The sequence below is a fragment of the Mycolicibacterium mageritense genome (assembly GCF_010727475.1).
GTDB lineage: Bacteria > Actinomycetota > Actinomycetes > Mycobacteriales > Mycobacteriaceae > Mycobacterium > Mycobacterium mageritense.
This window is the reverse complement of sequence record NZ_AP022567.1, coordinates 2,384,325-2,402,011: the sequence shown is the minus strand read 5'-3', so window position 1 is coordinate 2,402,011 and position 17,687 is coordinate 2,384,325. Positions and strand designations below refer to the sequence as shown.

The window sequence follows — 17,687 nt, the reverse complement described above, 5'->3', positions numbered from 1 at the left end:
CTACGGCTTCGGGATCTCGATCCCGAGGAGCTTGAGTGCGTCGTCGATCCGCTTGTGGGCCCTGTCGATCGACTTGCTGAGCCGCTGCAGGTCGGCCGGGGTGCTGGCCGGGGTCAGGGCCGCGCACTGCGTGGCCACGCCGTGAAATTCGTCGATGCCGTCCTGCAGTGCCGCGTTCACGTTGACGTCGGGCCCCGGCAGCACGTTGCGCTGCATGGTGTCGAGATAGGAGCCGAGCGCGTCGCACGCCGGGCGCAGGGCCTGGTAGTCGTTGTTGCCCATCGCGTCGCCGACCGGGCCGAGCGCGGTTCCGAGGCCGCCCACCGCGCCTCTGACGGCGTTGCGCCATTCGTCGTCGACCGGTGCCGCGGTCGGGGTGCCTGCGATCGCCGACGTGCAGCCGGTCAGGACGACGAGCGAAGCCAGGACCACGCAGAGAAGCCTCATCCTGCGCAGCCTATGGTCTGCGCGGCGCCAACCCGAAGCTGCGCGATGTCGGTGGCGTGGCCTATCTTGGACCGTCTGGCGAACAGCAAACGGGGGAGTGCAGTGGACGACAACGCGGTGATGTCGGCCGCCGAGTTACTCGAACTCAACCGCGATGTTCAGGGCTCGCGTGCGGTCCGGCTGCTGGCCACCCTCAACCTGGGCGTGTACGCGACGCTGATGGAGCGTCACCTGGCCGGCGGGATGATCGCCGAGACCGAGCTCGTGGTGCGCCTGGAGCGGGATCTGGAGGCACTGGGCGAATCGGGCGAGCAATCCGGCCTGGCGCTGATCAAGACATGGGCGAGCCAGGGTTGGCTGCACCGTGTGGTGGATCACCGCGCCGAGCACGAGCGCAACATCTGCTACCTGACGCAGGACGCGCGCCGGGCGCTGGACTTCGTGCGCGGCCTGCGCCGTAACGACACGATCGCGACCGGCGGCTCGATCAACGGGATCGCGTCCCGCCTCAAGCAGGTCGCCGTGCGCGTCGGCAACGATCCGGACCGCATCCGCGCAGGCATCGAAGCCGAGATCGCAGCCCTGCACGCCGAGCTCGACGAACTCGATGCCGGGCTGCGGCCCGAGCCCGACGTGACGGCCATGTACGACGAGGCCCGCGCCATCGCCATGCAGATGGAACGCCTGATCACCGACATCGGGCTGTACGGCACCATGATCGAGCAGGCCACCCACGCGCTGGACGACCCGATCGACAGCAACATCGAGTACCGCGACCGCCAGCGCCAGATGTACGCCGACTACCAGGCCGCGTGGGACTCGGCGGGCCGCGACTCGCACCGCGCGTTCCTGCGGATGATCAACGACCCTCAGCAGCGCGCCGAGTTCGAGGCCGACATCGCCACGGTCGCCGCGACGCTGCCGGAGCTGGATCCCGAGCTGCGCAAGGTCATGGCCGGGTTCTTCGAGCTGGTCGGCCACCAGATCGACGAGGTCGAACGCATTCAGCAGCGCTGCGCGCAGCGCATCAAGCGGTTCACGGCGTTCGGCACGCTCGAACAGACTCGCGGCGTGGCCCGCCAGCTCAACGACGCCATCGGTGCAGCGAGGGCCCTGCTCAAGGTCTCGCTGACCGATTCGCGGCTGCCCATCGACGTCCCGCTCGCGCGCCACGCCATCAGCTCGGTCGGCGCGCTGAGCTTCAAGATCAACGACCTCTCGGCACCCAAACCGGCGCAGATCGCCGAAGGCGAGGTCGATCTGTCGACGTTCGCGGCGCTGACCACGCAGGTCGACGCGCCCGCGATGTCGGAGATGATCAACACCGCGCTGCGCGACGCGCCGCTGTCGCTGCCGGACGCGGTCGCCAAGCTCGACTCGGCGTATCTCGGTCACGTGATCGTGCTGTGGTCGTGGGCGCTCAAACAACCGGGCGCCCAGCATGCCGAGCCGGCCACGGTGCGGTTCCGGTCGCTCGACGGCCGTGACCGCGAGATCGAGGTGCCCAACCTGATGTTCACCGAGCCCGTGCTGGGAGGAGCGTCGTGACGACGGAGAACACCGCAGAACCACAGGACGCGGCAATCGATTTCGCGTCGTTGCCCGAGGTCGACCGCAACGGCCGGGCGCCACAACAGCGCCGGCCCCGGTTCGACGGCGACGTGAGTGCCATGCCGGACCGGGCCTGCTGGGCGCTGCAGCACCTGCTGACGCGCCGCTACATCAGCAGCGAGTCCGACCGTGACGTGTACAGCTGGATCCTGGAGTACCGCTCGGACCTCGCGGTCCGGCTGTCCGAGTTGGATCTGCAGCTGCGGATCGCCGAAAATGTCGACATCGCCTACGTCGAGCAGGCCCGCTACGAATCCGCCAGGGGCATCAAGCTTTTGCGGCGCGAACCGCTCGGCACCTACGATTCGATCCTGGCCTTGCACCTGGCCCAGATGATGCGCGCCGCGGGGGACCAGAGCTTCATGATCACGCGCGACGAGATCCACGGGCTGTTCGCGGGCGTGCTCAACGACACCGACCGCGACGCCGTGACGTTCACCGCACGCATCGACGGCGCCATCGCCCGGCTCGCCGGACTGGACATCCTCCGCAAGACCCGCGACGACGAGGACAGCTACACCGTGAGCCCCGTGATCAGCGCCATCATGACGGCGTCGGTGATCACCGAGCTGCAGCAGCAGTTCGAGGCACTGATGAAGGGCGGCTCCGATGACGAGTGAACAGTTCCACCTGTCGCGCCTGCAGATCATCAACTGGGGCGTGTTCGACGGCTACCACTCGATTCCGTTCAGCGCGGGCGGGTCGCTGATCGCCGGCGCCTCCGGCAGCGGGAAATCCTCACTGCTGGACGCCATCTCACTGGGCTTCCTGCCGTTCAACCGGCGCAACTTCAACGCCTCGGGCGACAACACCGCCGCCGGTTCCAGCGCGGGGCGCCGCACGGTCGACAAGTACGTGCGCGGTGCGTGGGGCCAACGCAGCGATGCGGGCAGCAGCCAGGTGATGTACCTGCGCGGCGACGGGACCACGTGGTCGGCCGTGGCCGTCACGTACCGGAGCAACAGCGGGCGCACCATCACGGGCCTGGTGTTGAAGTGGCTGACCGGGGAATCACGCTCGGACTCGTCGAGCCGCTTCGTGATCGGCGACGGTGACCTCGACATCGAGGACGTGTGCAACCGTTGGGCCGCAGGGCGATTCGACGGCAACGTGTTCAAGGGTGACGGCTGGCGGTTCTCCACCAAGGTGGAATCGCAGTACCTGGCGCAGTTGTACGCCAGCATCGGCATCCGGGCGTCCGACGCGGCCCAGCAGCTGCTGGGTAAGGCCAAGTCCCTGAAAAGCGTTGGCGGACTGGAACAGTTCGTGCGTGACTTCATGCTCGACGAACCCGACAGCCTGGCCCGGCTGCCCGAGGCGCTCAAGCAGATCGATCCGCTGGTCGAGGCCCGCGAACTGCTGGCCGTCGCGCAGCGCAAGCGCAAGATCCTGGGTGATATCGAGGCCATCCAGCAGCGGTATGCGTCGGAGTCCACCGATCTGGGCATCATCGACCTGATCGACATGCCGATCGTGCGGGCCTACACCGACCATGTGCGGCTGCAGCAGTGCCCGGCCCAGATCGAGTCGCTGGACACGGAAGTCAACCAGCTGGACAACGAATACGCCGACCTGACCCGTCAGCTGAATCTCGCCAAGGTCGAAGGCGATTCGATCAACGCCCAGATCAACGGGGCCAGCGCCAACGTCGCGCCACTGCAGGCCCAGGTGACCGCTGCCGAGGCGCAGGCCGAGGAAGTGTCACGGCGCCGCGCGGCCTACGAGGAGCTCGTGACGGCGCAGGGCGTGGCGGCGCCGGACAACGCCGACGAATTCTGGAACCTGCGGGAAGAGTTCACCCGGCAGGCCGCCGAGATGCTGACCAATCTGGACCTCGGCCGCGAAGCATCGACGGACGCCGAGTACGCCCAGAAGTCGGCCCGCATCGCCCGCGACCACGCCATGAAAGAACTCAAGCGCGTCGAACACGTCGGGTCGGCGCTGCCCGAGTCCGCGGTCGCGATGCGGGAACACATCTGTGCGGCAATCGGTGTGGATTCCGACGAGCTGCCGTACGTGGCCGAACTGCTGGATCTGCAGCCGGACCAGACCCGCTGGCGCGTCGCGGTCGAGAAAGTGTTGCGGTCCGTGGGCCTGCGGCTCCTGGTGCCGGATCGGCACTACGCCAAGGTTTTGCGGTTCGTCAACGAGACCAACATGCGCGGCCGGCTGGCGCTGCATCACGTGCGCAGCACCGCGAGCGGTCGTGAACCCGAGCCGAACACATTGGCGGGCAAGCTCTTCGTGGTCCGTCCCGAACACCCGTGCGCGGCCGAGGCTTTGGACGTGATCGCCGCGGCGGGTGATCACCTGTGCGTCGACACCCCTGACGTGTTCTCGCGGTTCCGCCGCGCGGTCACCGACACGGGCCTGTACAAGGACTCGGACCGGCTGGCCATCAAGGACGACCGGCGCCCGCTCAAACCGTCCGAGTACATCTATCAGGGCGACATCACCGCCAAGCTGGACGCTTTGAACGTCGAACTGGCCGAAGCCGAGGAGGCGTTCGAGCAGGCCCGCCGCGCGGCCGACGAGATCGCGGCGCAGCGGCAGCAGTGGCGGGACCGCGCGTCGGCGTGCAAGGCGATCTACGAGCAGTTCCCGCAGTGGAGCCACATCGACACCGAGACCGCCGATGGGCACGCCGAGCGGCTGCGCGAACAGTACGAGTTGCTGCTGGCCGACAATCCCGACATCGAGGCGCTCAGTGCCCGGGCCGAGCAGTGCTGGACCGACATCCAGACGCTCATGACGCGGCGCGGCGCGATCCAGACCCGCCGCGACGACCTCGACGGGCGGCGCACCCGGCTGCTGGAGCTTCAGGAACGGCTGAGCCCGCCCGCGGTCTCCGAACCGGTGACCGAGCTGTTGCGCCGCTATGCCGCCGAGATTCCGGTCGACCTGGAACTGCTCAACCCGGAGCCGCACCGTGACGCGCTGTTCACCGCGATCCGGCGCGAACGCGATCAGCTGACCGAAAGCCGCAGGCGCTCATACGACGAGCTCGCGCGGATCATCTCGACGTTCGACACGTCGTTCCCCGACGCGATCCCCAACGACTCGGACGATTTCGACGAACGCGTGCACGATTACGTCGCGGTGTGCCGGCACATCGACGAGCGTGAACTGCCCGACGCGTACGACCGCATGATGCGGCTCATCACCGAGCAGGCCCCCGACGCGATCCTGACGCTGCACCGCGTGGCCGAGCAGGAGACCCGCCGCATCAGCGAGCAGATCGACCGCGTCAACACGGGTTTGGGGGCCGTCGAGTTCAACACCGGCACGCGCCTGACGCTGCGCGCGACCCCCCGGCATCTGGCCGCGGTCGCCGAGCTCACCGACATCGTCAAGGCCATCTCGCGGCGCATAGCCGAGGTGGGCCTGGGCGACAAGAAGGCCATCCTCGAGCAGTACGCCGACATCCTGCGGTTGCGAAACCGGTTGGCCAGCACCGCACCTGAAGACCGCGCCTGGACCCGTGACGCGCTAGACGTGCGTAACCGGTTCACATTCGACTGTGCGGAATGGGATGTGCGCAGCGACGAGCTCATCCGGACGCACAGCAACGCCGGTGACAATTCGGGTGGTGAGCAGGAGAAGCTCATGGCCTTCTGCCTGGCGGGCGCGCTGAGCTTCAACCTCGCCAACCCCGAAAGCCGGGACAACACCCCGGTTTTCGCGCAGCTCATGCTCGACGAGGCGTTCTCCAAGTCCGACCCGCAGTTCGCCTCGCAAGCGCTGCAGGCGTTCCGCAAGTTCGGCTTCCAGCTGATCATCGTGGCGACGGTGCAGAACGCGACCACCATCCAGCCCTACATCGACAGCGTCGTGATGGTGTCCAAGACCGAGGCCACCGGTCGCAACGCGCGCCCCGTCGCATCGGTGGCTTCCAAGACCATCAGCGACTTCACCGCGCTGCGAAAGGGTTTGGCCGAGGTCAAGGTGCCTGAGCCGGTGTGAGCCCGACTACTGCAGGGTGTAGGACGTCATCGACAACGATCCGAACGTGTACCCACTGACCAGCGTGTCGACAGGGGTCTCGGCTGCGGCCGCCAGCCCCGCGAAGTAGACCATCGGCAGGAAATGGTCGGGCGTGGGCACGGCACGGTGATAGTCCGAGTGCGCGTCGACAGTGAGGATGTCGCCCGGGGAGTCGGTCAGCTGGGCACGTGCGGCGCCGTCGAACCGCTGCGCCCAGTCGTAACCGCCGTCGGGCTGGGCACCGTCCATGGCGCGCAGGTTGTGCACGATGTTGCCACTCGTCACGATCAACACCCCGGCGGCGCGCAGCGGGGCGAGCTTGGCGCCGAGCGCCAGGTGATAGTCGGCCGGCTCGTTGGCGTTGATCGCGAGTTGCACCACCGGGATCGACGCGTCGGGAAACGCGTGCACCAGCACTGACCAGGTGCCGTGGTCGATGCCCCAGCTGTCCACGTCGGCGCCGACCCAGGTCGGGTGCACGGTGTCGCTGATCTCCTCGGCGAGCTCGGGCAGCCCCGGCGCGGGGTACTGCACGTCGAACAGTTCCCGGGGAAACCCGTAGAAGTCGTGGATGGTGCGAGGTCGCGGCATGGCGGTGACGGCGGTGGCGTTGATGTACCAGTGCGCGCTGACCACCAGGATCGCCCGGGGTCGCGGCGCGGCCGCACCGAAGGACCGCCAGGCCTCGGTGTACCGGTTGGTCTCGATGGCGTTCATCGGGCTGCCGTGGCCGATGAACGCCGCGGGCATGAGCGCTGTCATGGTTCCGAGGGTATTCGCGCGGCTACGTCATCGCCGCGCGGATCACGTCGAAATCGTGCTCGTCGATCTGGAAGACCCCGAACCGGAACCGGTAGCCCCACCGCGCCTTGTCCTCGATGAAGTCCAGGTCGTCGAGCTGGGGCCGGATCGGTGCCTCGGTGCACGGCAGGAACTCCACCGCGCGGCGCCACGGCTGGAAGTCGGGCGTCATCTGGGCCCGGTAGGGCTCGTCGTCGGTGACCTGGCCGATCGCGGTGAAGGCCTGCAGCGGCGCACCGTCCGGATAGTCGGTCTTGGGCGAGTAGAAGATGATCCAGTCGCCGCGTTCCATTTTGCGCAGCATGTGCGGCTTGCCGTGGTTGGCCTGCGTGAAGCCACCGGCCACGCCGCGCGCCACGTGACCGCGGCTGACGGTGTTGATCCAGTAGGTCATGACCGCACGCTACGCGCGGGCTCTGACAAACTCCCACCGCCGAAACTACGGTTTGTGCCGAGATTCCGGGCCAACTGCAGCAGAAACCGTAGTTTCGGCGCGAGGGAACAACGTCAGCGCAGTAGTGCGGTCGATCAGACCCGAACGTGATGTGCGCGGGTTTCGCGAACGCCAACAGTGATGGCAGCGCGGCAGCCGTCGAGGACAACGCGGTGTCGAAATAAGGGCCCGCGAAATCGATGCCCACGTGGGCAGACAGGAAGACCTGCACGTCGACAACGTCTTGGTTTTGGTAGCGCACTGACCGCAGGCGGCGGCCAGTCCGTTGTTGCCTATTGCGTTGTCAAGCAGTGTGTTTCGTCAGTGTCTTCGCTCGGTTGCCGCCGCGCGGCCAGAAGTAACTGCCTGGTTTGCGGGCTTCTTTTGCCAGAAACGAAAGTGTGCCCTTACACACTGCCTCTTTGATGCGCGCCGCGAGGTGACCGCCGATGTGCATGTGCATGGCCTGGTCGTTGAGGTGCGACATCTGGATGATGCCGCCGTGGCGGCCAAGGCTGATGCACTGCCCCACCGAGGCGGGATTCAGGGTTCCGGGCTCGGTACCGGCCATGCGGGCCAGCACGGTGTCGGCGGCCTGTGAGGCCAGCGGCATGGCGAGTTGACAGCTCATCCGCAACGGCTGTCCCGACGGGGATGCGGCGTCGCCGGCGGCGACGATCTTGGGATCGTCGATGCTGGTGAGGGTTTCATCCGTGAGTAGCCGGCCGAGTCGGTCGGTGCGTAGATTGCTGTCGGCGGCCAGCTTTGGAACACCGAATCCGGCGGTCCACACAGTGACCGCACTGGGCAGCTCGTGCCCGTCGCGCAACAGGATTCGGTCAGCGTCGATCTGGGCGACTGTGGTGTTGTCGAGGACGGTGACACCCAGTTTCTTCAGCCGCTTGGCCACCGAGCGGCGGCCACCTTTGGCCAACGTTGGCCCCAGAGCGCTCGTGACAAGGGTGACGTTGCGGCCCGCTTCAGCGAATTCGGCAGCGGCTTCGATGCCGGTCAGGCCGCCGCCGACGACAACGACCGGAGCGTTCAGCGGAATGTCAGCCATTCGAGCCGCCAGTCGCTGTGCTGCCTCCAATTCTCCGAGCGGATAGGCGAACTCGCTGGCTCCTGGCACGTCTGCGGGCGTTGGGGCGGTGCTGCCGACGGCGTAGATCAGGTAGTCGTAGCCCAGCGTGGCGCCCGAGGCCAATCGCACTTGGTGGGCGGCGCTGTCGATGCGTTCGGCGCTGTCGACCACCAGCTTTGCGCGGTCGCTCAGGATCGTCGGGTAATCCGCTACGGCGTCGTCGTTTCCGGCCACCAACTGATGCAGGCGGATTCGTTCGACGAAAGTCGGCCGCGGATTCACGACAGTGATGTCGATGTCGGTGCGCCGGCTCAGTCGGTTGGCGGCCAGCACGCCGGCGTAGCCGCCGCCGATGACCACGACGCGGGTGGTGGTTGTCATATGTTCTCCTCGGTCAGTCCGCCGTTCGGCAACGCGCTCGCAGCAATTGACGATGGCACGGGTTGAGGTGGTGAAGGACCACGGAAAGTTCGTAGTTCCCGGGTGAGCGGTCGAGCTGATCCGATTTGTCGAACGGCCGATCCGATGCGCGTCAGTTGATAGGTGAGTTGCGCAGTTCTCGGCGCGAGCGGATCTGAAGTTTGGCGAATACTTTTCGCAGGTGCCATTCGACGGTGTGGGCGCTGATGAACATCTGCGCGGCGATCTCTTGGTTGGTCAGTCCGGTGCCGGCGAGTTGGGCGATTTGACGTTCCTGCGGGCTGAGGTCGCTACCGGCGGTTGGTCGGGTGCTGCGGGGCTTGTCGCCGGCGGCGAGCAGTTCTCGCCGGGCCCGCTCGGCAAAGGCGGTCGCGCCGATCTGGGTGAACTGTTCGTGGGCGGTGCGCAGTGGTTCGCGGGCTTGGGTCGGGCGGCGTCTGCGACGCAGCCATTCTCCGTAGAGCAGGCGAGCACGGGCCAGATGGGTGGCGAGTGGTGTTTGTTGTAGGCGGTGAATAGCTTCGAGGTAGAGGTCTTCGACGGCCGGGCCGGTGGCGAGCAGGGCGCGTGAGCGGGCCAGTGCTCCGAGGGCCCATTCGGTGCCGCTGGCGGTGGTGCGTTCGGTGAGGTGTGCCAGCGCTTCGGTCGCTGTCGGGTGGTCGTCGGCGCGGGTCGCGGCTTCGATCAGTTCGAGCAGAACGCGTCCGTGGATGCCGAGGTCGTCGTACTGGTGGGCGGTGACCGCGGCTTGCAGCGCAACTTGGTAGCGGCCGAGGCCGTTGTTGAGGACTGCGGTGGCGTAGTGGGCCAAGCCGGAAAGCCGGCCTTCCCCGCGTAGGGCGGCATCGCGATGCGCGGCGTTGACCAGTTGCGTGGCCGATGCTTCGTCGCCGCTCCAGACCGCGAGGGTGAGCCTGTGGTATTTCGGAGGGGTGTAGTTGATTGCGGCGTAGATGCTTTCGGCTTCGACGATGAGGTTGTTGGCGGCGGTGTATTGCCCGGCGTCGATGTGCGCGCCGGCGCGTGAGATCAATGCGGCGGGCAGCATGGTGAGGGCGCCATTGATGGTTGCGTTCCGTATCGCGTGATCGGCCAGCTCGGCCCAACCGTGGTCGTCCCACGTTTCATGGACGAGGGCTTCGTGCGCGATGGGGTAGGCGCGCCAGAGCCAGTCCATTGTGGTGTGGTCGTCGCCGCGTAGGTGGTTGCTGACGGTTGCGATTGCGTTTTGCATCGCCGACATCGCGGCGGCGGGCCCTTCGGTGATCCGGGTGGCCAGCGCGAAGGTGAGGTGATGGGCTGGTGTGGTGGCACGTCGGTGTGATGTGGGAGAGGTGAGGGTGCGGGCAATGGCGCCCATGGCTCCGGTGGTGTCGTGGCGGCCGACGTACATTGCCGCACTGAGCGCGTCGAGCGATGTTTCGGTCGCCAATGTGGGATCCAGCGCCGCGGCGTGCTGTGCGGTTTGGGCGAATTGGACCACGGTGTCGGCGAGCGCATCGGCGCTTCGGCTGGTTCGCGCGGTCGAGAAGGCCAAGCGGGTCTGGAGTTGGGTCAGTCGTGCGCGTTGATGGTTGGTCAGTGGGGTCAGTGCCGCGGCGGCGAGGAGGCGGCCTGCTGCATCGAATGATGCGATGTGGCGGTGCGCTTCTGCGGCGTCGAGGGCTCGTCGGCCACGGGAGGCGGCGTCGGGCGTGAGTTCGACGGCGCGGGTGAGGAAGGCGGCGGTCGCGGCGGTTCCGCCGCGTTGGCGTGCTCGGCCCGCTGCGGATTCCAGTTCGCGGGCGACGTCCTCGTCGGGGGCATCGGCGGCGGCGGCGCGATGCCATGCTCGCCGGTCAGGATCCAGGTCCGCGTCGGTGGTGGCAGCCAACGCAGCGTGGACTTCGCGGCGTGCTTCGGGGGTGGCTGCACGGTAGGCGGCTGCACGCAGCAGCGGGTGGCGGAACTCGACGCGTGCGGCGATCCGAATGAGTTTGGCTGCCACGGCGGCATCTAGTGCGCTGTGTTTGAGTCCGAGGTGTGCCATGGCGCGGTAGAGAAGAGCGGGATCACCTACGGGTTCGGCGGCGGCGAGCAAGAGGAGGTGACAAGTGTCGCGGGGAAGGTCGTGCAGGGTGCGGCTGTAATGGCGTTCGATCGTTGTCGCAGTGGGATGGGCATCGGGGTGGTGGTAGCCGCCGGCCAGATCGGCCACGGTCAGGCCTTTGGGGATCTCCAGCAATGCCAGCGGATTTCCACGCGTCTCGGCGACGATGCGGTCGGCGACGGCTTGGTCGAATCGCCCGGGAAAGGTGTCGATCAGGAGTTGTTTCGCGGCGTTGTCAGACAGTCCGGTCACGCTCATGGTGGGGATCCCGTTCATGTTGTCGATCGGGTCGCGCAACGCGAACATCATCCCGACCGGCTCGGCGCTCAGGCGGCGGGCGATGAAGAACAGCGTGTCTTGTGAGGCGCTGTCGAGCCAGTGCACGTCATCGACGAGACACAGCACGGGGCGTTGCCGGCTGGCAGCGGCCAGCAAACCCAGCACTGCCAAGCCGACGAGGAAGCGCTGCGGCGCGGCGCCATCTCGGAGGCCGAAGGCGGTTTCCACCGCGCGGCGCTGCGGCGGCGGTAAAGCGGCGCGGTGGTCGAGAAGCGGCCCGCACAGCTCGTGCAGTCCGGCATAGGCCAGTTCGACGTCGGATTCGACGCCGCGGGCGCTGAGGACGTGGAAGCCATCAGCTGTTTCGCGCAACCAGGTCATCAGCGCCGTCTTGCCGATGCCGGCTTCACCGCACAAGACGACAGCCCGGCTGCTCCCTGATCGGATCTGGGTGAGCAGTTCGCGCAGGCATCCCTCTTCTGCTTCTCGCCCGCGCAGAGCTGTAGCTGATTCGGGGGCCATGCCGTTCTTCGCTGCCCTTCGTCGCGGTGGGATGGGCCCACCCTGGTGGGTTGCGGCCGACCCCCGGCCACGTCTCCGACTGTGTCGATGTTGGCACAGGCGAGGGCGCCTCGCACGGCATCGCGGGTGGCAGCCGACGTGAGGTGCGGCACGCTGCCTGGGCAGCAGAACTACGGGGTTTCCGTGGTGTCTGGCGCCGTGCCACGTTGGCAGGCTGGCGGTATGACTGATCACGTGCTCGAACCGGCGGCCCGGGAGTTCGCCGATGCGGCCGCGAACGCCCCGTCCCTTTACGAACTGGGCCCTGACGGTGCTCGCAAGGTGCTCGACGATCTACAGGCCGCGCCGATCGACAAGCTCGATGTCGCGGAACGCTGGGTCACGGTGGCCTGTGATCACGGTGATGTAGGGGTGCGGATCGTAACGCCACCGGAGGCGCAGGGCACGCTGCCGGTGGTCCTCTACATCCACGGCGGGGGCTGGGTGCTGGGCAATGCTGCCACCCATGACCGGCTGGTGCGTGAGTTGGCCGTGGGTGCGCACGCAGCGGTGGCGTTCGTGGAGTACGACCGCTCACCGGAGGCGCAGTATCCCGTTGCGATCGAACAGGCTTATGCCACCGCGCAGTGGATCACTCAGCACGGCGCCACCGAAGGGTTGGACGCGGCGAGGCTGGCTGTGGCCGGTGATTCGGTCGGCGGTGATATGGCTGCGGCGGTCGCGATCATGGCCAAGCAGCGCGGCGACGTCACACTTGTCCATCAATCGCTGTACTACCCGGTGACCGACGCCGGTCAGGACACGGGTAGCTATCGCGAGTTCGCCGAGGGGCCGTTTCTGACCGCCAAGGCGATGGCGTGGTTCTGGGACTGTTATCTGCCCGAGGTCGCGATGCGCTCGGAGATCACCGCCTCACCGCTGCGCGCCACCATCGACGACTTGCGGGGTCTACCGTCGGCGCTGGTGATCGTCGACGAGAACGACGTGCTGCGCGACGAGGGCGAGGCCTACGCCCGCAAGCTCACCGCGGCCGGTGTGCGCGCGACCAGCATCCGGTTCAACGGCATCATTCACGACTTCATGATGCTCAACTCGGTTCGCGAGACCGCGGCGGCGACTGCGGCGGTCGAATTGGCAATTCACACTCTGCGGAAAGCGTTCCAGAAATGAGAGTCACCGTTGTCGGGGCCACCGGTCAGATCGGGTCGAAGGTGGTTGATCTGCTCATCGCGGCTGGGCATGACGTCGTCGGTGCAGCGCGCCGAACCGGCGTTGACGTGCTGACCGGCGCGGGACTGCGGGAGGCGGTGGCCGCAGCGCAGGTTCTCGTCGACGTGACGAACTCTCCGTCGTTCGACGACGGACCGGCGATGGCCTTCTTCACCGCGTCATCGGCGAATCTCACCGCGGCTGCCAAGGCCGCGGGTGTGAGCCATTACGTGGCATTGTCGATCGTGGGTGCCGACGCATTGTCCGACAGTGGATACATGCGGGCCAAAGTGGTGCAGGAACGCACCATCACCGATTCCGGGGTGCCCTACACCATCGTGCGGGCCACGCAGTTCCACGAGTTCGCCGACATGATCGTCGGCTCCATGCTGGTCGGGGACGAGATCCACGCTCCAGACGCGCGTATCCAGCCCATCGCGGGGGCCGACGTCGCCGCCGAGCTCGCGGCGGTGGCCCAGCGCGAGCCCAGCAACGCTGTGATCGATATCGGTGGACCGGAAAAGATGACCTTCGCCGAGCTGGCTGAGGCAGTGACGACCCAGCGTGGCCATCAGGCCGCGGTCGTGGTCGACCCGGCAGCAACCTACTTCGGCACGCCGGTGAATCAGTACAGCCTGGTCACCGGCGACGATGATCCCGACGCGATCATCGCTTCCACCCGGTTGGCCGACTATCTCGCTGGCCGATGAGCAACTGCGTCGCCAGACTATAAGCGAAATATACTGCGTTACAACAGTTTTCGGTAGGAGTGGGGAACATCATGGCAAAGAAGTCGTTAGTGCTGGTGACCGGGGCGGCGGGCTACGTCGGCAGCCACGTTGTGAACCAGTTGCTCAGGCAGGATTACCGAGTACGCGCGGCGGTGCGCAGTGAAGCGCGCGCCGACGAAGTGCGTCACAACGTCGCCTCCCAAGGTCTTGATCCCAGCACGGTCGAGTTCGCCGTCGCCGATCTGGCTGCCGACGACGGGTGGGCCGACGCGGTCAGCGGCGCACGCTACGTGTTGCACATCGCCTCACCGTTCCCGGCGCAGAATCCGCGCAATGATGACGAGATCATTACCCCCGCCAGAGACGGCACCCTGCGTGTGCTGCGCGCGGCGCGTGACGCCGAATGCGCGCGCGTGGTGCTCACCTCGTCATTCGCTGCGGTCGGATATTCATCCAAAGGCGCCGACGACTGGACCGAAGAGGACTGGACCGATCCCGCCGACGACAACACCGCCTACATACGTTCCAAAGCCATCGCTGAGCGAGCCGCCTGGGATTTCGTCGCCGACGACGGGGCGAAGCCCGAGCTGACGGCCGTCATTCCGGTCGGTATCTTCGGTCCGACCATCGGTACGCACCTGTCCACGTCGGTCCAGTTCATACATGCGATGCTCACCGGCCAAATGCAACGGGTCGTGCCGCAATACTTCGGCGTCGTCGACGTACGCGATGTCGCCGATGCACATATCCGCGCCATGACTTCTGAAAATGCCGCCGGCGAACGCATACTCGTCGTCGCCGACGGCCCGCCGCAGAGCTTCCTGCGCCTTGCCTCCGTCCTGCGAGCCGGACTGGGAGATGCCGCCAGCAAGGTTCCGGTGAGTGAATACTCCGAAGACGAGGTACGGCGGCTCGCTCAAACCGAGCCTTCTTTCCGCGAGTCGCTGACACAGTTGGGCAAGCGGCCCCGAATCAGCAACGCGAAAGCCAAAGCGCTGCTCGGCTGGTCACCACGACCGGTCGAAGACACCATCCTCGACACCGCCCGCTCGCTGCTGGATCAGCTCTGAATGCCACGCGGGTCAACGGATCTCGCACGCGCAGACCGTAAGGGCTGTGGCTCAACAGAAAACACAGCTGCAAGCTGACAGTCTGGCCCGCTATCTCGCGGTGTGCTGTCGGGCGAAGTTTCGTATACCGGCACTGACCTCAGCGACTTCCTCACAGGGCAACATTTGTGACGAATGCGGCCACAGACGATGATTCCAGGACGGCACAACGCGACGCATCCGCTCGATTCCTTTCGCGGAGTCATGAATGGTGTTTCCGGCCAATAGAACCTGTACCGGCACATCGACCGATCGCAGCAGAGAATCGGGGATGAAACGTGGAAATGGCGTGCCGAAAGAAACGAAAGCTGAGCCGGCAGCCATCACCAGCTGCATCACGCTGTCGAGAAGGCTGCCTGACGCCGGACGACCGAGTAGCTCCGCTATGGTGCGTTCCTTACGTTCAGCCCCTGGAAGCAGTAGCAGAACCCCGGTTCGCCAGAAATTCGCGGACAATCGGGCCACGGTGTTGCACGGTTCGATGAGCGTCACGGACGCCAACCGCTCGGGCATCCGCCCTGCAGTCTGGGCAGCCGTCCAGCCTCCATACGAGTGCCCGACGAGGTGCACGCCATTCACGCCCAACCCGTCGAGTGTCTCGTTGATGCAGCGAGCACAATGATCCGCCGTCGTCATCGATTTGGTCTGCAAACTCGCACCAGGTTGACCGAGCAAATCGACCGTGTACACAGTGAATTCACCTACCAGGGCCGGTATGTGCTCGGCCCACATCGCCGAGGTCGCCCAAAAGCAATGCAGCAAGACCAGCGGAATCCCCCCGGCAGGTCCATGCTGGTACACCCGTACGATCCCGAACTCAGTCGCAACGTCGTGGGCAGCGTCTCGCACAGGGCTCAGTGACCGCACCCGGTCATAGACAGCCAGATAGCGATCTCGTGATTCCGCGCTACGAAAACCCGACTTATCGGACATCCACACCCCAGCCGCGGCCCACAATGAATCAACAGTGTTCGGTAACGCCCATTCTCGATCCGAGATCTTCTCCTGACCACCGAAGCCGGCCGACCAGACTGAGGTGACTCGACCCGACCCTCGAACACACGCTCTCGCGGATGTTTCGGGACGCCCGTCCACAACACCACGTCCCGGAGCTGCCAAGCTTTCGCTGACACCGCGGTTAGCAGTTCCAGGCGGCGCCGCTCGGCGTCGGCCTGACCCTCTTCGGCGGCTTCGCTGGTTTGACGTGCTGCGAACCTATTTGGTGCGAGAGTCGGTCCGCCGCGCGGGTTAGGCTCGACGTGGCCCGTTGCACCTGGGATAACTGGAGGAAATCGGTGGCGCATCTCAGCATGCGGCGGCGCGCATGGCAAACATGTGCCGATTACGATCGAGTCACTGCACTGCCATTGGCGGGAATTCCGCGGGCAATGCTGGTGAAATCTGACGGGGTAACACGCTTATTCGACGGCGGGGCAAGCAAATGACATACGGCGGGTACGGGGGTGGCCCGACAGGTCCGTTCGGCAATGACCCATTCGGTGGTCAGGGCGGCTTTCCACCGCAGGGCGGCCCGCCGGGCTTTCCGCCAGGACCGCCCGGTGGGCCTCCTGGCTATCCGCCGGGATTCGGACCGCAGCCCGGACCTCCGGGACCACCGACCGGTCAGACCAACACCCTCGCGACGCTGTCCATCCCGTTCGGCATCATCCTGCCCCCGCTGGGCGCCGTGCTCGGGCATATGGGGCTGTCGCAGGTCAAGCGGACCGGGCAGCCTGGCCGCGAACGCGCGCTCATCGGGCTCACGCTGTCGTACCTGATGATCTTCGTCGGGATCGTCGCTCTCGTGGTCTGGCTGGTGCTGTCCAACAGTTCGGACTCGACTCCGTCGAACGACACGACGACGTCGAAGACCACCACCAAGAAGACCACCACGACCAGGACGACGACCAAGCGGTCGACGCCGCGGAGCACGGCCCCGCCACCACCACCGCGACCGCAGCAGGTCACGGTCGATCAGCTCAAGGTCGGCGACTGCGTGCAGATCGAGGAGCACGGCGCCGATCCGACCGACCCGAACGCCAAGAGCATCTCGATCACCATGTCGATGTGCCTGCAGATTCCCGGCATCTATCACGTCGACCGGGTGACCGCGACGGAAGGAACGTGTCCCGGGGACACCCTGTTCAACACCGAGAAGACGACGTTTGTCTGCGTTTCCCCGTACCGGGGCTGACGTGCACCGGGCATCGTCGACGCACCCGCGAGGCTGCGTCCCGGCAAATGTTCGTGGACGGGGCCGGGCTGCGGTGGTCTTCGCTAGAGTCGTGCAGTGCAACGCGGCCTTGTCTCGCCTGGTCGCGGTCGACCGGCCCGAGGTCGTGGGCAGCGTGCCTGAATCCGCACCACGATGGCCTGCCGGGGCGCAGACGGGAGGATCGGTGGTTCCATGAGCAACCCGTTCGACTTCAGCGACTTCGGTCCACCGAAGCGCTCCGACGCACCCATGGGCCCAGGCGGGCCGGGACCGGTTCCGGGTGCGCCGGCATCGTCCGGGTTCGACCCGTGGGCCGGCCAGCCCCCACAAGGGCAGCAGCCGTATCAGCCCCAGGACGCTTTCGGGTCGGCGCCGGGCGGTTACCCGGCGCAGGACGCATTCGGTCAGCCGGTGGCGTCCCCCGGCGCGGCCGCGGGGTTGCAGACCGCAGGCCCGCCACTGATCTGGTTCGCGGTCGCGCTCGGCCTCGCCGTGCTCGGTGCGGCGCTCGCCCTCGTCGGCGCGGTGCTCGGGCCCTGGTGGCCGACGGCGATCGCCGGATGGCTGCTGGCCGGGCCGATCGCGATCGGGGCGTTGGCGGTCTACACGCGCGTCGACACGCGCAGGCGCACCGAGGCCATCTACTCGGCGCCGGAATGGACCTCGACGTTGTATTGGGTGGTGCTGGCGGCGTGCCTGGTGGGTATCGCGATCGGTGCTTGGCAGATCGCCCTGTGGGCGGGTAGGTGGTAG

General features: G+C 66.5%; 14 protein-coding genes and 1 pseudogene. 8 read left to right on the top strand and 7 right to left on the bottom strand.

The genetic code is table 11. From position 1 onward, the window contains the following. Nucleotides 1-447 (bottom strand): hypothetical protein, encoded by a 447-nt coding sequence (locus G6N67_RS11415; RefSeq protein ID WP_036430340.1) that lies wholly within the window; start codon nucleotides 445-447, stop codon nucleotides 1-3. A gap of 120 nt (nucleotides 448-567) precedes the next feature. Between G6N67_RS11415 and G6N67_RS11410 the strand changes: the two genes are divergently transcribed. The 3 genes from G6N67_RS11410 to G6N67_RS11400 are packed head-to-tail and all read left to right on the top strand — an operon-like array spanning nucleotide 568 to nucleotide 6,021. Further along, a complete protein-coding gene (locus G6N67_RS11410; RefSeq protein ID WP_036434829.1) occupies nucleotides 568-1,995 on the top strand; it encodes a DUF3375 domain-containing protein in 1,428 nt (475 codons plus the stop codon). Next, nucleotides 1,992-2,678, top strand: coding sequence for a DUF4194 domain-containing protein (locus G6N67_RS11405; protein ID WP_036430338.1), 687 nt, complete (start codon nucleotides 1,992-1,994; stop codon nucleotides 2,676-2,678). Before G6N67_RS11410 ends, G6N67_RS11405 begins: the two co-directional genes overlap by 4 nt. Next, entirely contained in the window at nucleotides 2,668-6,021 is a 3,354-nt protein-coding gene (locus tag G6N67_RS11400; protein WP_036430336.1) for an ATP-binding protein, read from the top strand. The genes G6N67_RS11405 and G6N67_RS11400 overlap by 11 nt, the downstream gene beginning before the upstream one ends. Nucleotides 6,022-6,027: 6 nt before the next feature. Here G6N67_RS11400 and ygiD read toward each other — a convergent pair whose 3' ends face one another. The 5 genes and pseudogenes from ygiD to G6N67_RS11375 form a co-directional block, all read right to left on the bottom strand. After that, a complete protein-coding gene (gene ygiD, locus G6N67_RS11395) occupies nucleotides 6,028-6,792 on the bottom strand; it encodes a 4,5-DOPA-extradiol-dioxygenase (protein ID WP_036434827.1) in 765 nt (254 codons plus the stop codon). Between the two features lie 34 nt (nucleotides 6,793-6,826). Next, nucleotides 6,827-7,237, bottom strand: a complete 411-nt coding sequence (locus G6N67_RS11390; protein ID WP_036430334.1) for an EVE domain-containing protein — start codon at nucleotides 7,235-7,237, stop codon at nucleotides 6,827-6,829. A 127-nt stretch (nucleotides 7,238-7,364) separates the two neighbouring features. After that, nucleotides 7,365-7,475 (bottom strand): annotated as a pseudogene (locus G6N67_RS11385) (amidohydrolase family protein); the annotation flags it as partial. A 105-nt stretch (nucleotides 7,476-7,580) separates the two neighbouring features. Continuing rightward, a complete protein-coding gene (locus G6N67_RS11380) occupies nucleotides 7,581-8,741 on the bottom strand; it encodes an NAD(P)/FAD-dependent oxidoreductase (protein ID WP_036430332.1) in 1,161 nt (386 codons plus the stop codon). Between the two features lie 151 nt (nucleotides 8,742-8,892). Then, on the bottom strand, nucleotides 8,893-11,670 hold the full coding sequence (locus tag G6N67_RS11375) for a helix-turn-helix transcriptional regulator (RefSeq protein WP_051578557.1): 2,778 nt from the start codon (nucleotides 11,668-11,670) through the stop codon (nucleotides 8,893-8,895). Nucleotides 11,671-11,892: 222 nt separating this feature from the next. Between G6N67_RS11375 and G6N67_RS11370 the strand changes: the two genes are divergently transcribed. From G6N67_RS11370 to G6N67_RS11360, 3 genes are all read left to right on the top strand, one after another. Then, entirely contained in the window at nucleotides 11,893-12,840 is a 948-nt protein-coding gene (locus G6N67_RS11370; protein ID WP_036430331.1) for an alpha/beta hydrolase, read from the top strand. After that, complete coding sequence (locus tag G6N67_RS11365) at nucleotides 12,837-13,589, top strand: SDR family oxidoreductase (protein ID WP_036430330.1); 753 nt, start codon at nucleotides 12,837-12,839, stop codon at nucleotides 13,587-13,589. The genes G6N67_RS11370 and G6N67_RS11365 overlap by 4 nt, the downstream gene beginning before the upstream one ends. A gap of 71 nt (nucleotides 13,590-13,660) precedes the next feature. After that, nucleotides 13,661-14,680, top strand: coding sequence for an SDR family oxidoreductase (locus G6N67_RS11360; RefSeq protein WP_036430328.1), 1,020 nt, complete (start codon nucleotides 13,661-13,663; stop codon nucleotides 14,678-14,680). A 90-nt stretch (nucleotides 14,681-14,770) separates the two neighbouring features. On the opposite strand, the gene G6N67_RS11355 is transcribed toward G6N67_RS11360, so the two are convergent. Continuing rightward, entirely contained in the window at nucleotides 14,771-15,652 is an 882-nt protein-coding gene (locus G6N67_RS11355; RefSeq protein ID WP_036430326.1) for an alpha/beta fold hydrolase, read from the bottom strand. 508 nt (nucleotides 15,653-16,160) lie between these two features. Here G6N67_RS11355 and G6N67_RS11350 point away from each other — a divergent pair. Next, a complete protein-coding gene (locus tag G6N67_RS11350) occupies nucleotides 16,161-16,913 on the top strand; it encodes a DUF4190 domain-containing protein (RefSeq protein ID WP_229479029.1) in 753 nt (250 codons plus the stop codon). A gap of 213 nt (nucleotides 16,914-17,126) precedes the next feature. Then, the gene (locus tag G6N67_RS11345) at nucleotides 17,127-17,687 is read left to right on the top strand and encodes a hypothetical protein (RefSeq protein WP_051578556.1); all 561 of its coding nucleotides are present in this window, start codon (nucleotides 17,127-17,129) and stop codon (nucleotides 17,685-17,687) included.